Below are 16,272 nucleotides of genomic sequence, written 5' to 3' on the forward strand. Positions count from 1 at the left end.
TTGACAAGCCGGCCGAGCCACCCTGGTCAACCGCCGAAAGCGCGCTCGCAACTTAGCGACCGAAGTGTTTGATGCCTTGAGCGGAAACCTGTCGCTACAAACGCCCGACGGTCTGATGACCGACAGATCGGACACTTATTGTGTTTCCTGCGAACTCTCGAGGGGAAGGTCGAAACCGAAATTCACATGTCTGGCGGGCGAACCGTTGAGCGCTCTGTCGCGCTCATGCTTTTCGTCGTTACCTGTTAGGCCTTCCCTCAATTCGGCAAGACGCTCAATAACGGCGGAGCGGCGTTCGTCGAGATCCGCCCTCAGCCTGTCGATATGCTCAAGCTTTTCCATAAGTCGTTTGACACCGCCTTCGCAGGGTCCGGCACCCTCATCGGAGAGGCAAGCGCTCATGGCCCGGATTTCACGCGTTGAAAAACCGGTCGCAATGAAATCGCGAATGCGGGCAGCCCGGCGCAGATCAGCCTCGCTGTAGACGCGGTAGCCGTTTGCAGTCCGGCCAATGTCCAGCAACCCGGATTTCTCATAGTGACGCAGCATGCGCTGCGTAAGTCCCAGCCTGTCAGCAGCTTCCTTGGCTTGCATTCCATTCCCTTTCCGCTCGGCCCGGACTTCTATGTAGGGCCGGACTTCTATGTAGGGACTGTGTTCGAAGGTCAACGATGCCGGACGGGGTTAGCTTCCCGCCCGGTATAGATCACGAAGTCAGGAGCGAAGCGTCCAGCCGCCGTCCACGGTCAGGACCTGTCCCGTCAGCCATTCATTGTCCGGGCTTCCAAACCGCAGAACCCACGCGACAATATCGGCCGGGATCCCGCGCCGCCCCAGCGGGATTTGCTTGGTTTCCTGTGCTTCAATCTGCTCTGCGACCTCGCCCGGCAATCCCATCATGCCTGTCAAGGCGCCACTTTTGACAGGTCCGGGAGCGATTGCGTTCACCCGGATACCGTCGTTTGCCAACTCGACGGCCCAAGAGCGGGTCAGATGTTCCAGCGCGGCTTTTGTCGCCGCATAGTGGGCGACCATCGGCACCGCGTTTCTGGACACCGCGGATCCGACATTGACAATTGCACCTTGGCTCGCCCGTAGCGCCGCGTGTCCTTCCTTTAACAACAGGGAAGGTCCGATGATGTTCACCGCTGCCATCTTCGCAATCAGGCCGGCGTCGTAATCGGCAATCTGAAGCGGTTGGCCCGCGCCTGCATTGTTGACGATCAGGTCGAGCCGCCCCCACCTGTCCATCGCCGTTTCGATGATCTGTTTGGCGCTTGCCGGTTCGCTGCTGTCGGCCTTGAGCGTCTCAATCGACCCATGGCTGGTGGACATATCGGCGAGCCGCGCCTCGTTGCGTCCGGTGACAAGCACTTTGGCCCCATTGCTTGCCAGCGCGAGCGCGACGGCCCTGCCAATTCCCGAGCTGCCTCCAGTAATGATCGCGACCTTGTCCTGCCAGTTGGTTATTCGTGTCATTGCGCGTCTAATCCTGTTTGCCATTGCTGCAATCTTGGTGCGCGCATTGGCTTATCGGATTGACACTAGTGTCAGGGTCAAGTCGCAGATCTGCAGGAAAATACCAGTATCTTGTACGGTCGAGCTGCTGATCCGGGCGGAGGGTGTGTCCGGACTCCGGCCAAGCGGGAGACTACCGGCACTTCAAGACCGAACTGTTTTAGGAACTCAAGGTATTTGCGGATACCTATCCGGGCCGCCGCACACTCCCGCTCAAAGGCTGGGAGAGGGCAACCAATACACGCTCGAAAACATGACTAACCGTGTTCTGTTCCGACTTGAATTTTCTTGCCGGAAGCGCGAATTGAGAGCCCTGACTATACACACCTGATCAGTCGTCGTCTGGAACGGCAACTGTATAGTTCAGCGCCATCCGTCCGCCGTCGGCGAAAATTGTCTGGCCGGTCACGTAGCCGGCATCATCCGATGCAAGGAATGCGGCGACACCCGCCACCTCGGACGGTTCGCCGATACGCAGCAGGGGCGTACGCGACATGAGACGCTGTTTGGCTTCCGGATCGTTGTTCACCGAGGAAAGCAGATCGGTCATGATTGATCCCGGTCCGACGGCGTTCACACGGATACCGTGAGGGGCAAGCGCGAGAGCCGTGGTCTTGGTGAGCTGCGAGAGACCGCCTTTCGACACGCAATAGGGGATCTGGTTCGGAATGGCGAGCACTGAGTTCACCGACGACATATTGATGATGCAGCCCGGGTCTCCGCCCCCTTCGACCTTCTCCACCATATGACGGGCAACAGCCTGCGAACACAGGAATGCACCCTTCAGATTGACGGACAGAATCCTGTCGAAGTCGTCTGCTTCCAGTTCGAGAAACTCTGCGCCGACCACAATACCGGCGTTGTTGACCAGAACATCGATGTCGCCGAAGGCGTTGAGCGTTTCGGCAACCATGTTGCGCACGTCCAAACGCTCCGCCACGTTGCAGTGGATATACATGACTTCGCCGAGGCTGCCGAGATCCTCGGCGGCTTCTTCCCCGGCCGCGTCATCGATATCTGCGACGACGACCTTGGCTCCATCGCTCAAGAAGCGTTTGGCAACGGCAAAGCCGATACCCTTGGCTCCGCCTGTGACGATCGCAACCTTATTCTCCAACGACACGAAAAACCTCACGGTTGACACATTACAATCCGCGTCGATTGTCACGCGGGCCGCTTGCCGGCGGCCCGACCTTAAGCGTCAAAAACGGCGGTGTCGATGGCTGAGCCCGGCCTCCAGTAACGGAAACCGTGACACCTAGGCGGAAATCCCGTGCGATTTCAATGCGTCGGTAATTTCATCCAATATCGCCGGGTCATCTATCGTCGCGGGCATCTTGTAACTCTCGCCGTCAGCAATCTGACGCATGGTTCCGCGTAGGATCTTGCCGGAGCGGGTTTTCGGCAAACGCTCGACTGTGATTGCGATCTTGAAGGCCGCGACCGGACCGATTTTTTCCCTCACCAGCTTCACCAGTTCCTTTTCGATCTCCTCATGCGGCCTCTCGACACCGGATTTCAGAACCACAAAACCGCACGGCAGCTGTCCCTTGAGCTTGTCGGCAATGCCGATGACAGCGCATTCCGCAACGTCCTGATGTGTCGCCAGCACCTCTTCCATGCCGCCGGTTGAAAGCCTGTGACCGGCCACGTTGATGATATCGTCCGTTCTCGCCATGATCGACAGATAGCCGTCATCATCGATGATCCCGGCATCGGATGTCTTGTAGTAGCCGGGAAACTCGGCGAGATAGGCATCGAAGAAGCGCTGATCGGCGTTCCACAACGTCGGCAATACACTTGGCGGCAGCGGCAGCTTCACGACGATGTTGCCAAGCGTGTTGGTCCCGAGCGGATGGCCGGCGTCATCCAGAACCTGCACGTCGTATCCCGGCATCGGCACCGTCGGTGAGCCGGGTTTGACCGGCAATTTTCCAAGCCCGAGCGGATTGCCGACGATGCACCAGCCGGTTTCCGTTTGCCACCAATGATCGATGACCGGCACCTGAAGCTGATCGATCGCCCAGTTGACTGTTTCCGGATCGGCCCGCTCGCCGGCCAGGAACAGGGACCGGTACTGGGACAGGTCGTATTTCTTGATCAGTTCCCCATTGGGGTCTTCCTTGCGGATCGCCCGAAAGGCTGTTGGAGCGGTGAACAGCGATACGACATTGTGTTCGGAAATCACACGCCAGAAGACGCCGGCATCAGGCGTTCCAACGGGCTTGCCTTCGAACAGCACCGTTGTGCAGCCGTGCAGGAGCGGCGCGTAGCAGATATAGGAGTGCCCCACCACCCAGCCGACATCGGACGCGGCCCAGAACACTTCGCCCGGCTGAACGTCATAGAGATTGCTCATCGACCACTTGAGCGCCACCATGTGTCCGCCATTGTCGCGCACAACTCCCTTCGGCTGCCCGGTGGTGCCGGATGTGTAGAGAATGTAAAGCGGGTCAGTCGCCTTGACCGCGACCGGCTCGATGGTTCGCCCGGCGGCTATCGCATCATCGACCAATTTGCCAAGATCGTGGTCCCGCCCCTCGAGCATCTCGGCAGCCATTTCCTCGCGCTGAAAAACAAAACAGGCTTCGGGTTTGTGGTTGGAGAGTTCTATGGCCTTGTCGACAAGAGGCTTGTAGGCAATGACACGGCCAGGTTCGATACCGCAGGACGCGGCAATGATCGCCTTGGGAGTGGCATCGTCGATCCGCGTCGCCAGTTCGTTTGCCGCAAATCCGCCGAACACCACCGAGTGTATGACGCCGAGGCGCGCGCAGGCGAGCATTGCCATCACCGCCTGGGGGATCATGGGCATATAGATGATTGCGCGATCGCCCTTCGTGAGCCCCTTGTCGCTGAGGATCGCGGCAAATGCCTCGACTTCTTCAAGCAGCTCAGCATAGGTATAGGTCGCGCTTTTTCCGGTAATTGGGCTGTCGTAGATGAGCGCCGGTTGTCCGGGGCGCCCGCGTTCCACATGCCGGTCGAGACAATTGTAGCAGGTGTTGCACTCCCAATCCGGATACCAGCGACCGTATTGGCCCTGGTCGGGATCGAACACCTTCTCGCTCGTAGAGATCCAGTCGATTTCCGCTGCTGCCGATTTCCAAAAACCCAGCGGATCCTCTTTCCAGCCCTGATAGACCTCGTGATACCGGCTCGCCATCTCATAATCCTCCCAAAAGCCGCCTCGGCATTTTGGAGACAGAGTGCTGTAAGGGAAGGAGGAAATGCAAGTCTCGAAGTGTAGGCAATTAGACGGTCGGGGCTTTACGTAAGCACTTTGGTATGCTTGTTTCGCGCGTCCAACGGCTCTACCCAAACGACTCCCACCGCATATGATGCCGATCATCGATTTCTGGTTTTATGCCGCCGCTATACCGGCCGTCATCCTCGTCGGCCTGTCCAAGGGCGGCTTTGGCGGGACGATGGGCATGCTGGCGGTTCCCATACTGACGCTGGCTATTTCGCCGGTCCAGGCCGCGGGCATCATGCTCCCGATTCTCGTCCTGATGGATATTGTTGCCCTGATTGCCTACAAGGGCCGCGCGGACTGGCAGTGCCTGTCCATACTTCTGCCGGCAACCGTGTTCGGGATCGGCGTTGGCTGGGCAACGGCGGCTTATGTCAACGACGACTTCGTCAGGCTGCTCGTCGGGGTGATTTCGCTGGCTTTCGTCGCGGATTACGTCTTCAAGGGCCGCAAACAGGCGACCGCTGCCAAGCATAACCCCGTGAAAGGTTATTTTTGGGGGAGCATCGCCGGATTCACGAGTTTCATCAGCCACACCGGCGGCCCGCCCTACCAGATGTACACCGTGCCTTTGCGCATGCCGCAGGCGATTTACGCCGGTACCGCAGTGATTTTCTTCGCCACGGGCAACGCCATCAAGCTCGTTCCCTATTTTCTGCTGGGCCAGTTCGACACCACCAACCTGACGACATCGGCCGTGCTGGTCCCCCTGGCATTTCTTGCCACCCTGGCCGGCATCCGGCTGGTGCGGCTGGTGAAGGCGGAGACGTTCTACCAGTTTATTTATGTCTTCATGGCGGTGATCGGTGTGAAACTGACCTATGACGGTCTGACAAATCTGATTGCCTGAAGAGGCGCGGACAGGTTCATTTCGAGCTTGTGATTGCACCGCCGCGCAAATCCGGATTTGATATCCAAAACAGACCGATACCGTGGGAGGAAGGCAATGACTGCCGGCACGAGCCCCTTTGACCAGGGGCTAGACAAGAACACCGCCAACTATGCAGCGCTCAGCCCGCTCAGTTTTCTGGCGCGTGCGGCCGATGTCTTTCCGGAAAAGACGGCCATAGTCCACGGCAAGCAGCGGACCGATTACCGGACTTTCTACCGCCGCTCCCGCCAGCTCGCATCTGCGCTATCGTCCCTCGACATTGCTAAGAACGACACTGTCAGCGTGATGCTATCCAATGTACCGTCGATGCTCGAAGCCCACTACGGTGTTCCGATGACAAAGGCCGTGCTGCATTCCATGAACACGCGTCTCGACGCCAAAGTCATTGCCTTCCAGCTTGATCACGCGAATTGCAAGGTGCTGATTACCGACCGCGAATATGCGCCTGTTGTCAAAGAGGCCCTTTCACTTGCAACCGTGACCCCGACCGTGATCGACTATTCCGATCCGGAGTTTCCACAAGACGGCGAACGTCTGGGAACCTTGGACTATGAGGCTTTCCTGCAATCAGGCGATCCCGAGTACGGTTGGTCGCTGCCGGACGATGAATGGGATGCGATCACGCTGAACTACACGTCCGGCACGACCGGCAATCCCAAAGGTGTGGTTTATCATCACCGCGGCGCGTATCTGCTGGCGCAGGCCAATGTGATCACCGCGTCAATGGCAAAGCACCCGGTCTATCTCTGGACGCTGCCGATGTTTCACTGCAACGGGTGGTGTTTTCCCTGGTCGATCTCCATTGTTGCCGGCACGCATGTGTGCCTGCGCTGGGTCAGGCCGGACGCCATGTGGAACCTGATTGCCGATGAAAACGTAACCCACCTGTGCGGCGCTCCGATCATCATGTCGACGCTCTTGAATGCGTCCGCCGATCAAAAGCGGGATCTTGACCGCGAGATCGAGTTCTTCACAGCCGCAGCGCCACCCCCGGAAAGCGTGTTGGCGGCGATGAAAACCGCCGGCTTCAACGTTACGCATCTTTATGGTTTGACGGAAGTTTACGGACCGGCGGTGGTCAATGACTGGCAACAGGAGTGGGACGTTCTCTCACTGGAACAGCAGGCCCAGAAAAAAGCGCGGCAGGGTGTCCGTTATGTCGCTTTGGAGGATCTGACGGTCCTGGATCCGCAGACGCTCGCGCCTGTCCCAGCAGACGGGGAAACTCTCGGTGAAGTCATGTTCCGGGGCAATGTGGTCATGAAAGGGTATCTGAAGAACGCCGATGCAACCCACAAGGCTTTCGAGGGTGGTTGGTTTCACTCGGGCGATCTCGGCGTCATGCATCCGGACGGATACATCCAGCTGAAAGACCGCTCCAAGGACATCATCATTTCCGGCGGGGAGAACATCTCGTCGATCGAAGTGGAAGAAGTGCTCTACAAGCACAAGGATGTTCAGGCCGCCGCCGTCGTTGCGCGTCCCGACGAGAAATGGGGCGAAACCCCATGTGCCTTTGTGGAAACCAGGGACGGAGCGGAAGTCAGCGAGTCAGACCTGATATCGTTTTGCCGTCAGCACCTTGCGGGCTTTAAAACACCAAAGACAATCGTCTTTTGCGACTTGCCCAAGACTTCGACCGGAAAAATCCAGAAGTTCGCCTTGCGCGAAGAAGCGAAAAAGCTTTGAAGTAAAACAAAAAACGCCGCACAAAGCGCGGCGTTCCGGTCCTCTCTCGACAGTAAAACTGTCTAGTGAAGAGTTTTATCGTGCCTTATTCGCTCAATCTCATCCTTGATCTTGAGCTTCTGTCGTTTCATGTCAGCCAATTCCAGTGAGTCTGTACTCGGATGCATCAGAGCGTTTTCGATTTTGCGTTTCATTTCCGCGTGACGGCGCTCAAGTTCCTCGAGATGCGACTGCATTGACATGGATAAACCTCCTGTCTGTTGGCTCAACATTAACATCGTGCCACAGGAAATCTGACCTTGTCGATTGCAGATTCTGCATATCTTATTCATTTCGCCGTCAAATTATGCATTCATGCCGACATGCTTAGAAAACTCTAAAAAACCGGTCGTAATTAACTGCTTCAAAACGCACGAAAAATAACTCCAGTTCCTTTGCCGGATCAAGATTTCACGCTGTGAACAAATATTGGACAGTCTCTTGATGGCCTGAGCCTTTTCCGGCCTCATTTTGAGACGTCATAGCCGTGAAAGATGATATCTTGCCCGCGAGTGATAAAATGGACTAGGACTTGTCTCCTGAAAACTGGGGGAATCGAGGGCCAAATGGATACGGATGCTTTGCGAATGGAGCTGGCACAGCTTCGTCAGGAACACAGGGATCTTGACGTCGCCGTGCAGGCACTTGCAGGGACATCAAACCATGACGTCCTTCAATTGCAGCGCTTGAAAAAGAAAAAACTGATGATCAAGGACCGTATTTCGGCATTGGAAGATCAGCTGTTTCCCGACATCATCGCCTGAAAACCCGTCCGGTCCCACCGTCGCCGACCCCGCTGGCTGCAAATTTGCACATCACAGCCGTTTCCTGCTTGCGATGCGCGGCGCGCTGCATATACTCCGCGCCTTTCTGAGCCCGCCGGACTTTGGAGCAAATAATGGCTAACGCGGATGTCGCTATCATCATGGGCAGTCAGTCCGACTGGCCGACAATGAAACATGCGGCGGATACGCTCGATCAGTTGGGCGTCACATATCAGGCCCGCATTGTGTCAGCGCATCGCACGCCCGAACGCATGTATGAATTTGCCAAAGGCGCCAAGGCCGAAGGATTTAAGGTCATCATCGCAGGTGCCGGCGGCGCTGCGCACCTGCCCGGGATGACGGCCTCGCTGACCCCGTTGCCGGTATTCGGAGTACCGGTTGAAAGCCGTGCCCTGTCCGGTGAGGACAGCCTGCTTTCGATCGTGCAGATGCCCGGTGGTATCCCGGTCGGAACTCTTGCAATCGGCAAGGCCGGCGCGACCAACGCTGCTCTGCTTGCAGCAGCCGTTCTGGCGCTTGGCAATGCATCCATCGAGGCAGCCCTCGACGCCTACCGTGCGGAACGGACGGCAGCAGTGGCAGAATTTCCGACCGACGACACCCTTTAGGTTTCTGCAACGCAGGACAGTGCAATGACGACAAAAGAACGGCTAGAGCCCGGAGATACGATAGGCATTCTCGGAGGCGGTCAGCTTGGCAGGATGCTCGCACAGTCGGCTGCCAGTCTGGGTCTGATAACACACGTATTCTGCCCAGATCCGAACAGCCCGGCATTTGACGTCAGCGCAAGTTACACCGTTGCACCTTATGATGACATTGACGCGCTCAACCGCTTCGCCAACAGGGTTTCCGTCGTCACCTATGAATTTGAAAATGTACCGGGACCCACAGCCGCACATCTGGATGAGCGGGTTCCTGTGCGCCCCGGCGTGCGTGCGCTGGAAGTCTCGCAGGACCGGTTGTTTGAAAAAGAATTTTTATCGGGTGCCGGTGTCGCCATTGCCGGATATGCGGAAATCAACTCGCAGGAAGATCTTGAAAACGCGGTTGAGGCATTTGGCGGGGTTGGCGTCTTAAAGACCAGACGCTTCGGATATGACGGCAAGGGCCAGCTCATGATCCGCGACGACAAAGCGGTGCCCGGCGCTTTTGAGGCCATCGGTGCGGTGCCCGCCGTCCTGGAAGAGTTGATCTCCTTCGAGTGCGAGGTTTCGGTCATTGTGGCGCGAACCCTCGATGGAACGGTCCGTTGCTACGACGTCGCCCGCAACCACCACGAAAATCACATATTGAAGACTTCGACAGTCCCGGCAGGAGTCGATGCCGAAACGATCGGGGTAGCGCGCCGCATGGCAGAACAGATCGTTACCGGTCTGGAGTATGTCGGCGTCATGGGTGTCGAGATGTTTCTGGTGCGCGATGAAACCGGCGAACGACTGTTGGTGAATGAAGTCGCGCCGCGTGTTCACAATTCCGGTCACTGGACACAGGACGCTTGCCTGACGTCTCAGTTCGACCAGCATATTCGCGCCGTCGCCGGTTGGCCCCTGGGGTCGTCGGAGCGTCATTCCGACGTAGTGATGGAAAACCTCATCGGATTTGATGTCGACACCTGGAGCGAGGTTCTGAACGACCCGGCGGCGCAGCTCCACCTTTACGGCAAGGCCGAAACGAGAGATGGCCGGAAGATGGGGCACGTCAACCGAATTGCTCCGAAGTCCGGTTGATCACCGCCTGCCTGTTTCAACCTCTGACCAGCCCGAGTTCCTCGCGGCGGGCAAATCGAAGATTGGCGAGAAGCGCGACTGACGCCAATCCGGCAGCCAGTCCGATCCAAACGCCAACCCCGCCCCAACCGGCCAGAAAACCCAGTCCCAGCGACAGACTGATTCCGACGACCCAATAGCCGAAGAGAGCGTAAAACAGTGGAATGGTGGTATCGCCAAGTCCGCGCAGATTGTTCACGCCGATGATCTGTCCGCCATCGGCAAGCTGAAACAGCGCCGCGACCAGCAAGAACGAGACGCCATAGGCGAGCACCTCGCCGGCGTCGGGATCACCGAGGTCGAGATACAGCCCCACCAGCGTTTCCGGAATGGTCCAGAACAGCACCGCAAAGCAGCCCATGAAAAACGTGGTCACGCAGAGTGAGGTCCACCCGGCCCTGCCGATCCCGGGATGGTCTCCGCGTCCGGCCGCAAGGCTGACCCGGGTCATCGCTGCCATCGACAGTCCAACGGGAACCATGAACGTGATTGAGGCGATCTGGAGTGCAATACCATGCGCCGCCAGTGGAATCGTGCCAAGCCACCCGATCATGATCGCCGACGCCGTGAACAATGACCCTTCCGCAACGATTGTCAGTCCGATAGGCGTGCCCAGACGCACAATCTGAAAAAAGACCGGCCAATCGGAGCGCCAGATACGCCCAAGCAGATTGTAGCGACGCAGTTTCGGATGCAGCATTGAATAGGCAAGCAGGAACAGGAAGGTGGTTGTTGCACTGAAGACCGATGCGATACCGGCCCCGACAAGTTCCAGGCGCGGAAAACCGAAGTGGCCGAAGATAAACACATAGTCCAGGATTGCGTTCACGATAGCACCGGCAATCGTCGCCCAAAGAACAACCTGCGTGCGCTCCATGACGGTCAGAAAGCCCCGGATGGCCATGATCAGCAACGCCGGCAGCATGGTCCACTGGAGGATACGCATGTAAAGCCCGGCAAGCTGGGCCAATTCCGGCTCCTGCCCGAGCATCAGGAGAATGGATTCGGTGAAGAAAAGGACGACCCATACGGGAATGCAGAACAGCACCGATACCCAGAAACCCATTCGCACGGCCCGGCGCAGGTCGCGCGGCCTGCGTTGACCTCGTGCACGCGCAGCAAGTGGTATGACGGCCTGCAGCACGCCCATGCCGAAGAACCACAAAAGCATATAGAAATTGAAAGCAAGCACGGATGCTGCGAGTTCCACCGCACCAAGGCGCCCGATCATCAGGACATCGGTTGTGTTGATCGCCATTTGCGCAAGCTGAGCTCCGGCCAGAGGCATTCCAAGCGACAGCGTCGGTAGAATGTCGCTTTGCCACAAGGAGGCACGTTTGGCCGACTCAGGATCCCGTGACGCGGGGTGCGCCATTGCTTCCTCCAACAATCGGGGCTATGAACCGCCTTCTTGAACGAGGCATTTGGGTTCTGGTGAGAAACTCACCTCTAGTCCTGAATGCGCATTCTGTCCATGGCTGTAATGCGCCTGCTCGCAGCCGGATGCTCGAATTCGGCGGCATTATTTGCGAATGACTGTGGACACACACGGATCCCTCTGGTATTAACGCGCCTCATGTGAGCGACGCGTCAGCGGCGATCAAGTTTCTGTACACAAGTGAATGCATCGCAGCCATGTGCTGCAGCGGAAGTTCACGACGTGGTGTCAGAATGATCGATTGGAGAGCTGGCAAGGCGTCTTTAATCAAGGTCCAATTTGTCTGCGGGCTTCCGCAGGGCATCGAGAACAGGAAAAAACGCGTGCAGGTTTTGGTTCGCGACAACAATGTCGATCAGGCGCTCAAGGCGCTGAAGAAAAAGATGCAGCGCGAAGGCATCTTCCGTGAAATGAAACTTCGCGGCCACTTTGAAAAGCCGTCCGAAAAAAAGGCGCGCGAAAAGGCTGAAGCCGTACGCCGCGCACGTAAGCTGGCTCGCAAGCGGGCGCAGCGCGAAGGTCTTCTTCCGGGCAAGCCGGCTCGCCGCTGACGCGGCTTGAGTACGCCTGGCGGTTAGATCCGTCCTTATCAAGAAAATCTGCCGTAAGGCCGACCGAAATACGGTCGGCTTTTTGGTGTTTTCAAAAAGAATCTTCTGGAAGTAAGTAAGCATAAATAAGCGCAGCCACATTACCGCCCTATTGGAGGCTGATGTACGGCATGTTCAAACGCTAGACTGTAAGAAAGCAAATGTGCCGCATGCGCAATTTTCTGCCTCACGCGACTCTATTAAGCCTTGCCGCACTGCTCGCTGCGTGCAACACGTCTGGCGTTTACGATGACGTCCCGGTCAACAGATCTGCCGGATCGTCCACCAACATCGCGTCTCTTACGGCCGTGATCGAATCGAACCCGTCCGATGCGACCGCCTACAGCACGCGGGGCATTGCCTACGGTCAGGCCGGCAAGCTCGACCAGGCAATTGAGGATTTCAACAGGGCAATCCAGCTCAATCCGCAGTCCTACCAGACCTACGCGAACCGGGCGCTTGTGCTGCGCCGGCAGGGCAAGAACGATCTTGCCGTTTCGGACTATACGCGTGCCATAAACATCAAACCGGACTACGATGTAGCCTATGTCGGCCGCGGCAATATCTATCGCCAGCAGGGCAACTACAACGCTGCGATCGCCGATTTCAATTCCGTTATCGCCCGAGACAGCAGTGATGCGCGCGCATTCTACAATCGCGGCCTGATTTATCAGGCGCAGAAGCAGGATAATCTCGCGATCGAGGATTTCGCGACCGCGATCGGCCTGAATCCGAAGGCCAGCGCACCTTATATCGCCCGTGGCATCTCCTATCTTGCGATCAACGATCCAGACGCGGCATTCGAGGATTTGTCCATGGCGGTCAATCTTGACCGTGAATCGTCTGTTGCCTGGGCAAATCGCGGTCTTGCGCTTGAGCTCCTGGGCAAGCCCAAAGATGCGCGCCGCAATTATTCGCGCGCAATGTCGCTGGACAATTCCAACAAGATCGCACGTGAAGGTCTCGGCCGGGTCGGTCAGGGCTGACGATCGCCGCAAACACAAACCGCGCGCCCTCTGATCTAAATCAACGTGAAAAAATAATCTCAATCTATCATTGAGGCCTTCCAGCATCCGTTCTGACACCGATGGAAGGCCCCGTGAAAACCATCCTGATACTGGACGGCCACCCGGACCCGGACAACGGCCACCTGTGTCACGCACTCGCCAAAGCATATTCAGTTGGCGCGGAGCGGGCGGCACACCGCCCGAATCTTGTCCGCGTCGCGGATCTTGACTTTCCCATTCTGCGCAAACCATCGGATTTCACCGACGAGCCGAGCCCGGAAGCCGTGCGGCCAGTGCGTGACGCCCTGCTGCAGGCAGATCACCTCGTGCTGATCTATCCCCTCTGGCTCGGCACGCTGCCGGCCTACACCAAGGGCTTTCTGGAACAGCTTCTTCATTATGACACCGCATTCGAACGCTCACTGGACGACCGCTGGCCGAAAGGCAAGATGCGCGGGAAGTCGGCGCGGATCGTCCTGACCGCCGGCATGCCTGCCCTTGCCTACAAACTCTGGTATGGCGCACACAGTCTGAAAAGCCTGAAGCGGAATATCCTCGGCTTCGTCGGGTTCAAACCTGTCAGGTCCACGGTCTTCGGCGCGGTCGAACACGCCGAACCGGCGCAGGTCGGCCGCTGGCTGAAAACAATGGAGAAGCTCGGAAGCAAATCAGTCTGACGGCGACAGCCGGGGAACCGCTAGAAGGGACACGGCGAGTGGAACGTTACCCGTTCACCTCCGGTCGGATGATGCAGCTCGAGGCTCTCTGCATGAAGCGCCAGGCGGACCGACGCCGCCAACGCCTCCCCTTCGGCATAAAAGCGGTCACCCAGGATCGGATGCCCCAGCGCTAGCATATGCACCCTCAATTGATGTGAGCGACCGGTATGGGGAAAAAGCCTGACGCGCGTCGTCTGGTCGAACCGGCTGATCACCTGCCATTTCGTGAGCGCCGCCTTGCCGTTTTCATGGCACACCATCTGTTTCGGGCGGTTCGGCCAGTCACAGATCAAAGGCAGATCAACTTCACCGGTATCGCTCTCCAGATGACCCCATACGTCGGCGACATAAGTCTTCCTGGTCTTGCGCCGTTCGAATTGCAGGCCGAGATGCCGGTGAGCGCCGGCATTCATCGCGAGGACCATGACACCGGACGTGTCCATGTCGAGACGATGGACAATGCGCGCTTCGCAATAGGTGTTCTGCGCCCGGGCTTCAAGACAGTCGGAATGCTCCGAAGCCTTGCCCGGTACGCTCAGTAATCCGCTCGGCTTGTTCACAATCAACAAGTCGCTGTCGGTGTGAAGCACCGACAGGAACGGCTCCTGTGGCGGATCGTAGACAAACGTTTCGGGCGCAGACGCGGACATAGGCTGAGTATCGGACTTCCGGTCAAAACAAAAAGCGCGGCTGCGGGCCGCGCTCTTATAAGGTGTTCTCACGATCAGCGAGCCGATACCCTTCGCGGGTCAGACGGTAATGATCGCCAAAAGGCCGGTCAGCACGAAAACAGCCGTCGGCGGAATCCAACAAGAGTCACCCAGCGCCAGACCGATTGCGGATGCGACGAGCGTGGCAATCAGCATCAACCATCCGAACACGACCGCCGCCGTCCCGCCGAAAGCGAACAGGATCAGGCAAAGCACGATGTTGAGAACCGCAATGGTGCCCACCTTGGAGAAGTTGATGAACCCCTCATAGGTCCGCTCGTGCGAGTCGTAGTCCATCGCGGGTGCGTTTTCGTCAGACATGAAGTTCCCCAGAATAATTCACTGTTGGAAGCTTACATACAATAAAAAACGCGGGTTCGGCAATGAGGCGTATCGCATATTCAGGTCAGGTAGACGCGACTTTTTGCCCGTTTCGGATCAGGGTCCGGTTCCGGGGCAGCATTCGGAGCAAAGGGCAGCCTCAAGCAGCATGGGATGCGCCGCGAAGACCGGCTGCCCGCAGGACCTCGTCCTGGCGGCGGCGTACGGTCGCCGCTTCGAAGGAATCGATCTGTTCGTTGAACAACTGGAAGAAATTCAGCTGCGCGCGCAGATGCAGGAACACGCCACCGAGCCCAATGGCAGCGCGGTCCATAAAGACAAACTCCTGCGGTACAGTGACCGGTCCGAGCCGTTTGAGCGCGGAATGAACCTTGAAGGCTTCCTTGCGGCCATATTCTGCGGCGGACACTCCATCTGCTATCGAACGTACACGATCGCTCAGAAGCGGCCCATAGATAAATCGCGCCCAGATATTGAGGACTTCGATGATTTCCTTCTGAAGGTTCTTGAAGCCCCAGCGTTCATAAGCTGACACCACACGGTCATTGTCTTCTTCAAGAAGACCGCGATAGAGATCGACCACGCCTTCTACAAAGGCGTCCGGGAAGACACGAATGCAGCCATAGTCGAGCAGATTGATCCCGGCAGGTTTTCCTTCCTGCTCGAACACGGTGTAGTTGCCCAGATGCGGGTCGCCATGAATAACCCCGAAATGGCTGAACGGGTGCCACCAGGCATGGAACATGGTTTTTGCCAGAAGGTTCCTGTCTTCCTGGCTGTGCTCTTTGTAATCAAGCAGCGGCTTTCCGGTGAGCCATCCCATCGTCAGCAACCGGCGTGTCGACAATTCGTCGACGACGCTCGGCACGCGGACCCGATCGTAGTCCGACAGGATATCCTGGTAGACGGCGATGTGGGCCGCCTCGCGGGCATAGTCGAGTTCTTCCCTGACCCTCGCGCTGATTTCCTTGGCGATTTCTCGCGTGTCGATCGCAGGGCTCATGCGCCTGTGCAGCGAAAACAGCATCTGCAGCTGTTTGAGATCAGCCTCAACCGCAGACGCCATGTCAGGGTATTGCAACTTGCAGGCCAGGACGCGCCCGTCATGCGCCGTTGCCCGGTGAACCTGACCGAGTGACGCCGCAGCGGCCGGTTCTCGGCCGAATTCGGCGAACCGGCCTTGCCAGTCCGCACCCAGTTCCGCACGCATGCGCCGCTTGACGAAAGCCCAACCCATGGGCGGTGCGCTTGCCTGCAGTTTTGCAAGCTCGGTCGTGTATTCGGGCGGGAGCGCATCGGGAATGGTCGACAGCAGCTGCGCGACCTTCATCAGCGGCCCTTTCAGCCCGCCAAGCGCTTCCGCGAGTTCAGCGGCATTTTTGGCGTTGTCGAGGTTCATGCCGAAAAACCGCGCGCCGGCGAATTTCGCCGCGATGCCACTCATATTCGTGCCGACTTTGGCATAGCGCCCCATTCTGGCGCTGAAACGATTGCTTTCGCGGTCTTTGGACTGTGCCATACGGC

The 16,272-nt window shown here is 57.7% G+C and carries 17 protein-coding genes; 8 read left to right on the top strand and 9 right to left on the bottom strand.

Annotated features, from left to right (window positions below; translation table 11 throughout):
- Positions 1 to 135: 135 nt before the first annotated feature.
- From Q0915_RS28210 to Q0915_RS28225, 4 genes are all read right to left on the bottom strand, one after another.
- Positions 136 to 594 carry a MerR family transcriptional regulator gene (locus Q0915_RS28210; RefSeq protein ID WP_299482871.1) on the bottom strand — a complete coding sequence of 153 codons (459 nt, stop codon included), beginning with the start codon at positions 592 to 594 and terminating at the stop codon, positions 136 to 138.
- A gap of 120 nt (positions 595 to 714) precedes the next feature.
- The gene (locus Q0915_RS28215; RefSeq protein WP_299482868.1) at positions 715 to 1,479 is read right to left on the bottom strand and encodes an SDR family oxidoreductase; all 765 of its coding nucleotides are present in this window, start codon (positions 1,477 to 1,479) and stop codon (positions 715 to 717) included.
- A gap of 370 nt (positions 1,480 to 1,849) precedes the next feature.
- Entirely contained in the window at positions 1,850 to 2,641 is a 792-nt protein-coding gene (locus Q0915_RS28220; protein WP_299482865.1) for an SDR family oxidoreductase, read from the bottom strand.
- Positions 2,642 to 2,776: 135 nt separating this feature from the next.
- Positions 2,777 to 4,684 carry a propionyl-CoA synthetase gene (locus Q0915_RS28225; RefSeq protein ID WP_299482862.1) on the bottom strand — a complete coding sequence of 636 codons (1,908 nt, stop codon included), beginning with the start codon at positions 4,682 to 4,684 and terminating at the stop codon, positions 2,777 to 2,779.
- Positions 4,685 to 4,856: 172 nt separating this feature from the next.
- Between Q0915_RS28225 and Q0915_RS28230 the strand changes: the two genes are divergently transcribed.
- Both Q0915_RS28230 and Q0915_RS28235 read left to right on the top strand, forming a co-directional pair.
- Positions 4,857 to 5,621: a sulfite exporter TauE/SafE family protein gene (locus Q0915_RS28230; protein WP_299482859.1), complete on the top strand. Its 765-nt coding sequence runs from the start codon at positions 4,857 to 4,859 to the stop codon at positions 5,619 to 5,621.
- Between the two features lie 96 nt (positions 5,622 to 5,717).
- Positions 5,718 to 7,352 carry an acyl-CoA synthetase gene (locus Q0915_RS28235; RefSeq protein ID WP_299482856.1) on the top strand — a complete coding sequence of 545 codons (1,635 nt, stop codon included), beginning with the start codon at positions 5,718 to 5,720 and terminating at the stop codon, positions 7,350 to 7,352.
- A gap of 62 nt (positions 7,353 to 7,414) precedes the next feature.
- Here the strand turns inward: Q0915_RS28235 and Q0915_RS28240 are convergent, their stop codons facing one another.
- Positions 7,415 to 7,594: a DUF465 domain-containing protein gene (locus Q0915_RS28240; RefSeq protein WP_299482853.1), complete on the bottom strand. Its 180-nt coding sequence runs from the start codon at positions 7,592 to 7,594 to the stop codon at positions 7,415 to 7,417.
- 363 nt (positions 7,595 to 7,957) lie between these two features.
- On the opposite strand from Q0915_RS28240, the gene Q0915_RS28245 reads away from it, so the two are divergent.
- From Q0915_RS28245 to Q0915_RS28255, 3 genes are all read left to right on the top strand, one after another.
- Entirely contained in the window at positions 7,958 to 8,155 is a 198-nt protein-coding gene (locus Q0915_RS28245) for a DUF465 domain-containing protein (RefSeq protein WP_299482850.1), read from the top strand.
- Positions 8,156 to 8,289: 134 nt separating this feature from the next.
- A complete protein-coding gene (gene purE, locus Q0915_RS28250; RefSeq protein ID WP_299482847.1) occupies positions 8,290 to 8,784 on the top strand; it encodes a 5-(carboxyamino)imidazole ribonucleotide mutase in 495 nt (164 codons plus the stop codon).
- Between the two features lie 24 nt (positions 8,785 to 8,808).
- A complete protein-coding gene (locus Q0915_RS28255; RefSeq protein WP_299482844.1) occupies positions 8,809 to 9,903 on the top strand; it encodes a 5-(carboxyamino)imidazole ribonucleotide synthase in 1,095 nt (364 codons plus the stop codon).
- Between the two features lie 16 nt (positions 9,904 to 9,919).
- Here the strand turns inward: Q0915_RS28255 and Q0915_RS28260 are convergent, their stop codons facing one another.
- On the bottom strand, positions 9,920 to 11,317 hold the full coding sequence (locus Q0915_RS28260) for an MATE family efflux transporter (protein WP_299482841.1): 1,398 nt from the start codon (positions 11,315 to 11,317) through the stop codon (positions 9,920 to 9,922).
- Positions 11,318 to 11,703: 386 nt separating this feature from the next.
- Here Q0915_RS28260 and rpsU point away from each other — a divergent pair, with 386 nt between their 5' ends.
- From rpsU to Q0915_RS28275, 3 genes are all read left to right on the top strand, one after another.
- Positions 11,704 to 11,931: a 30S ribosomal protein S21 gene (gene rpsU, locus Q0915_RS28265; protein WP_029060639.1), complete on the top strand. Its 228-nt coding sequence runs from the start codon at positions 11,704 to 11,706 to the stop codon at positions 11,929 to 11,931.
- Between the two features lie 209 nt (positions 11,932 to 12,140).
- Entirely contained in the window at positions 12,141 to 12,956 is an 816-nt protein-coding gene (locus tag Q0915_RS28270; protein WP_299482838.1) for a tetratricopeptide repeat protein, read from the top strand.
- Positions 12,957 to 13,069: 113 nt separating this feature from the next.
- Positions 13,070 to 13,654, top strand: coding sequence for an NAD(P)H-dependent oxidoreductase (locus tag Q0915_RS28275; RefSeq protein ID WP_299482835.1), 585 nt, complete (start codon positions 13,070 to 13,072; stop codon positions 13,652 to 13,654).
- Positions 13,655 to 13,674: 20 nt separating this feature from the next.
- On the opposite strand, the gene rluA is transcribed toward Q0915_RS28275, so the two are convergent.
- The 3 genes from rluA to Q0915_RS28290 form a co-directional block, all read right to left on the bottom strand.
- A complete protein-coding gene (gene rluA, locus Q0915_RS28280) occupies positions 13,675 to 14,346 on the bottom strand; it encodes a bifunctional tRNA pseudouridine(32) synthase/23S rRNA pseudouridine(746) synthase RluA (protein ID WP_299482832.1) in 672 nt (223 codons plus the stop codon).
- Between the two features lie 99 nt (positions 14,347 to 14,445).
- Positions 14,446 to 14,727 (bottom strand): aa3-type cytochrome c oxidase subunit IV, encoded by a 282-nt coding sequence (locus tag Q0915_RS28285; RefSeq protein ID WP_299482829.1) that lies wholly within the window; start codon positions 14,725 to 14,727, stop codon positions 14,446 to 14,448.
- Positions 14,728 to 14,887: 160 nt separating this feature from the next.
- On the bottom strand, positions 14,888 to 16,267 hold the full coding sequence (locus tag Q0915_RS28290; protein WP_299482826.1) for an AarF/ABC1/UbiB kinase family protein: 1,380 nt from the start codon (positions 16,265 to 16,267) through the stop codon (positions 14,888 to 14,890).
- Positions 16,268 to 16,272: the final 5 nt, after the last annotated feature.

This window comes from uncultured Roseibium sp., from assembly GCF_947494555.1.
Taxonomy (GTDB): domain Bacteria; phylum Pseudomonadota; class Alphaproteobacteria; order Rhizobiales; family Stappiaceae; genus Roseibium.

What these genes read in the sequence shown, in the direction of transcription:
- Q0915_RS28230 (WP_299482859.1), top strand. Translation starts at nt 4,857, where the DNA reads ATGATGCCGATCATCGATTTCTGGTTTTATGCCGCCGCTATACCGGCC.
- rluA (WP_299482832.1), bottom strand. Translation starts at nt 14,346, where the DNA reads ATGTCCGCGTCTGCGCCCGAAACGTTTGTCTACGATCCGCCACAGGAG.
- Q0915_RS28210 (WP_299482871.1), bottom strand. Translation starts at nt 594, where the DNA reads ATGCAAGCCAAGGAAGCTGCTGACAGGCTGGGACTTACGCAGCGCATG.
- Q0915_RS28270 (WP_299482838.1), top strand. Translation starts at nt 12,141, where the DNA reads ATGCGCAATTTTCTGCCTCACGCGACTCTATTAAGCCTTGCCGCACTG.
- Q0915_RS28225 (WP_299482862.1), bottom strand. Translation starts at nt 4,684, where the DNA reads ATGGCGAGCCGGTATCACGAGGTCTATCAGGGCTGGAAAGAGGATCCG.
- Q0915_RS28255 (WP_299482844.1), top strand. Translation starts at nt 8,809, where the DNA reads ATGACGACAAAAGAACGGCTAGAGCCCGGAGATACGATAGGCATTCTC.
- Q0915_RS28240 (WP_299482853.1), bottom strand. Translation starts at nt 7,594, where the DNA reads ATGTCAATGCAGTCGCATCTCGAGGAACTTGAGCGCCGTCACGCGGAA.
- Q0915_RS28285 (WP_299482829.1), bottom strand. Translation starts at nt 14,727, where the DNA reads ATGTCTGACGAAAACGCACCCGCGATGGACTACGACTCGCACGAGCGG.
- Q0915_RS28235 (WP_299482856.1), top strand. Translation starts at nt 5,718, where the DNA reads ATGACTGCCGGCACGAGCCCCTTTGACCAGGGGCTAGACAAGAACACC.
- Q0915_RS28245 (WP_299482850.1), top strand. Translation starts at nt 7,958, where the DNA reads ATGGATACGGATGCTTTGCGAATGGAGCTGGCACAGCTTCGTCAGGAA.
- Q0915_RS28260 (WP_299482841.1), bottom strand. Translation starts at nt 11,317, where the DNA reads ATGGCGCACCCCGCGTCACGGGATCCTGAGTCGGCCAAACGTGCCTCC.
- purE (WP_299482847.1), top strand. Translation starts at nt 8,290, where the DNA reads ATGGCTAACGCGGATGTCGCTATCATCATGGGCAGTCAGTCCGACTGG.
- Q0915_RS28290 (WP_299482826.1), bottom strand. Translation starts at nt 16,267, where the DNA reads ATGGCACAGTCCAAAGACCGCGAAAGCAATCGTTTCAGCGCCAGAATG.
- Q0915_RS28215 (WP_299482868.1), bottom strand. Translation starts at nt 1,479, where the DNA reads ATGACACGAATAACCAACTGGCAGGACAAGGTCGCGATCATTACTGGA.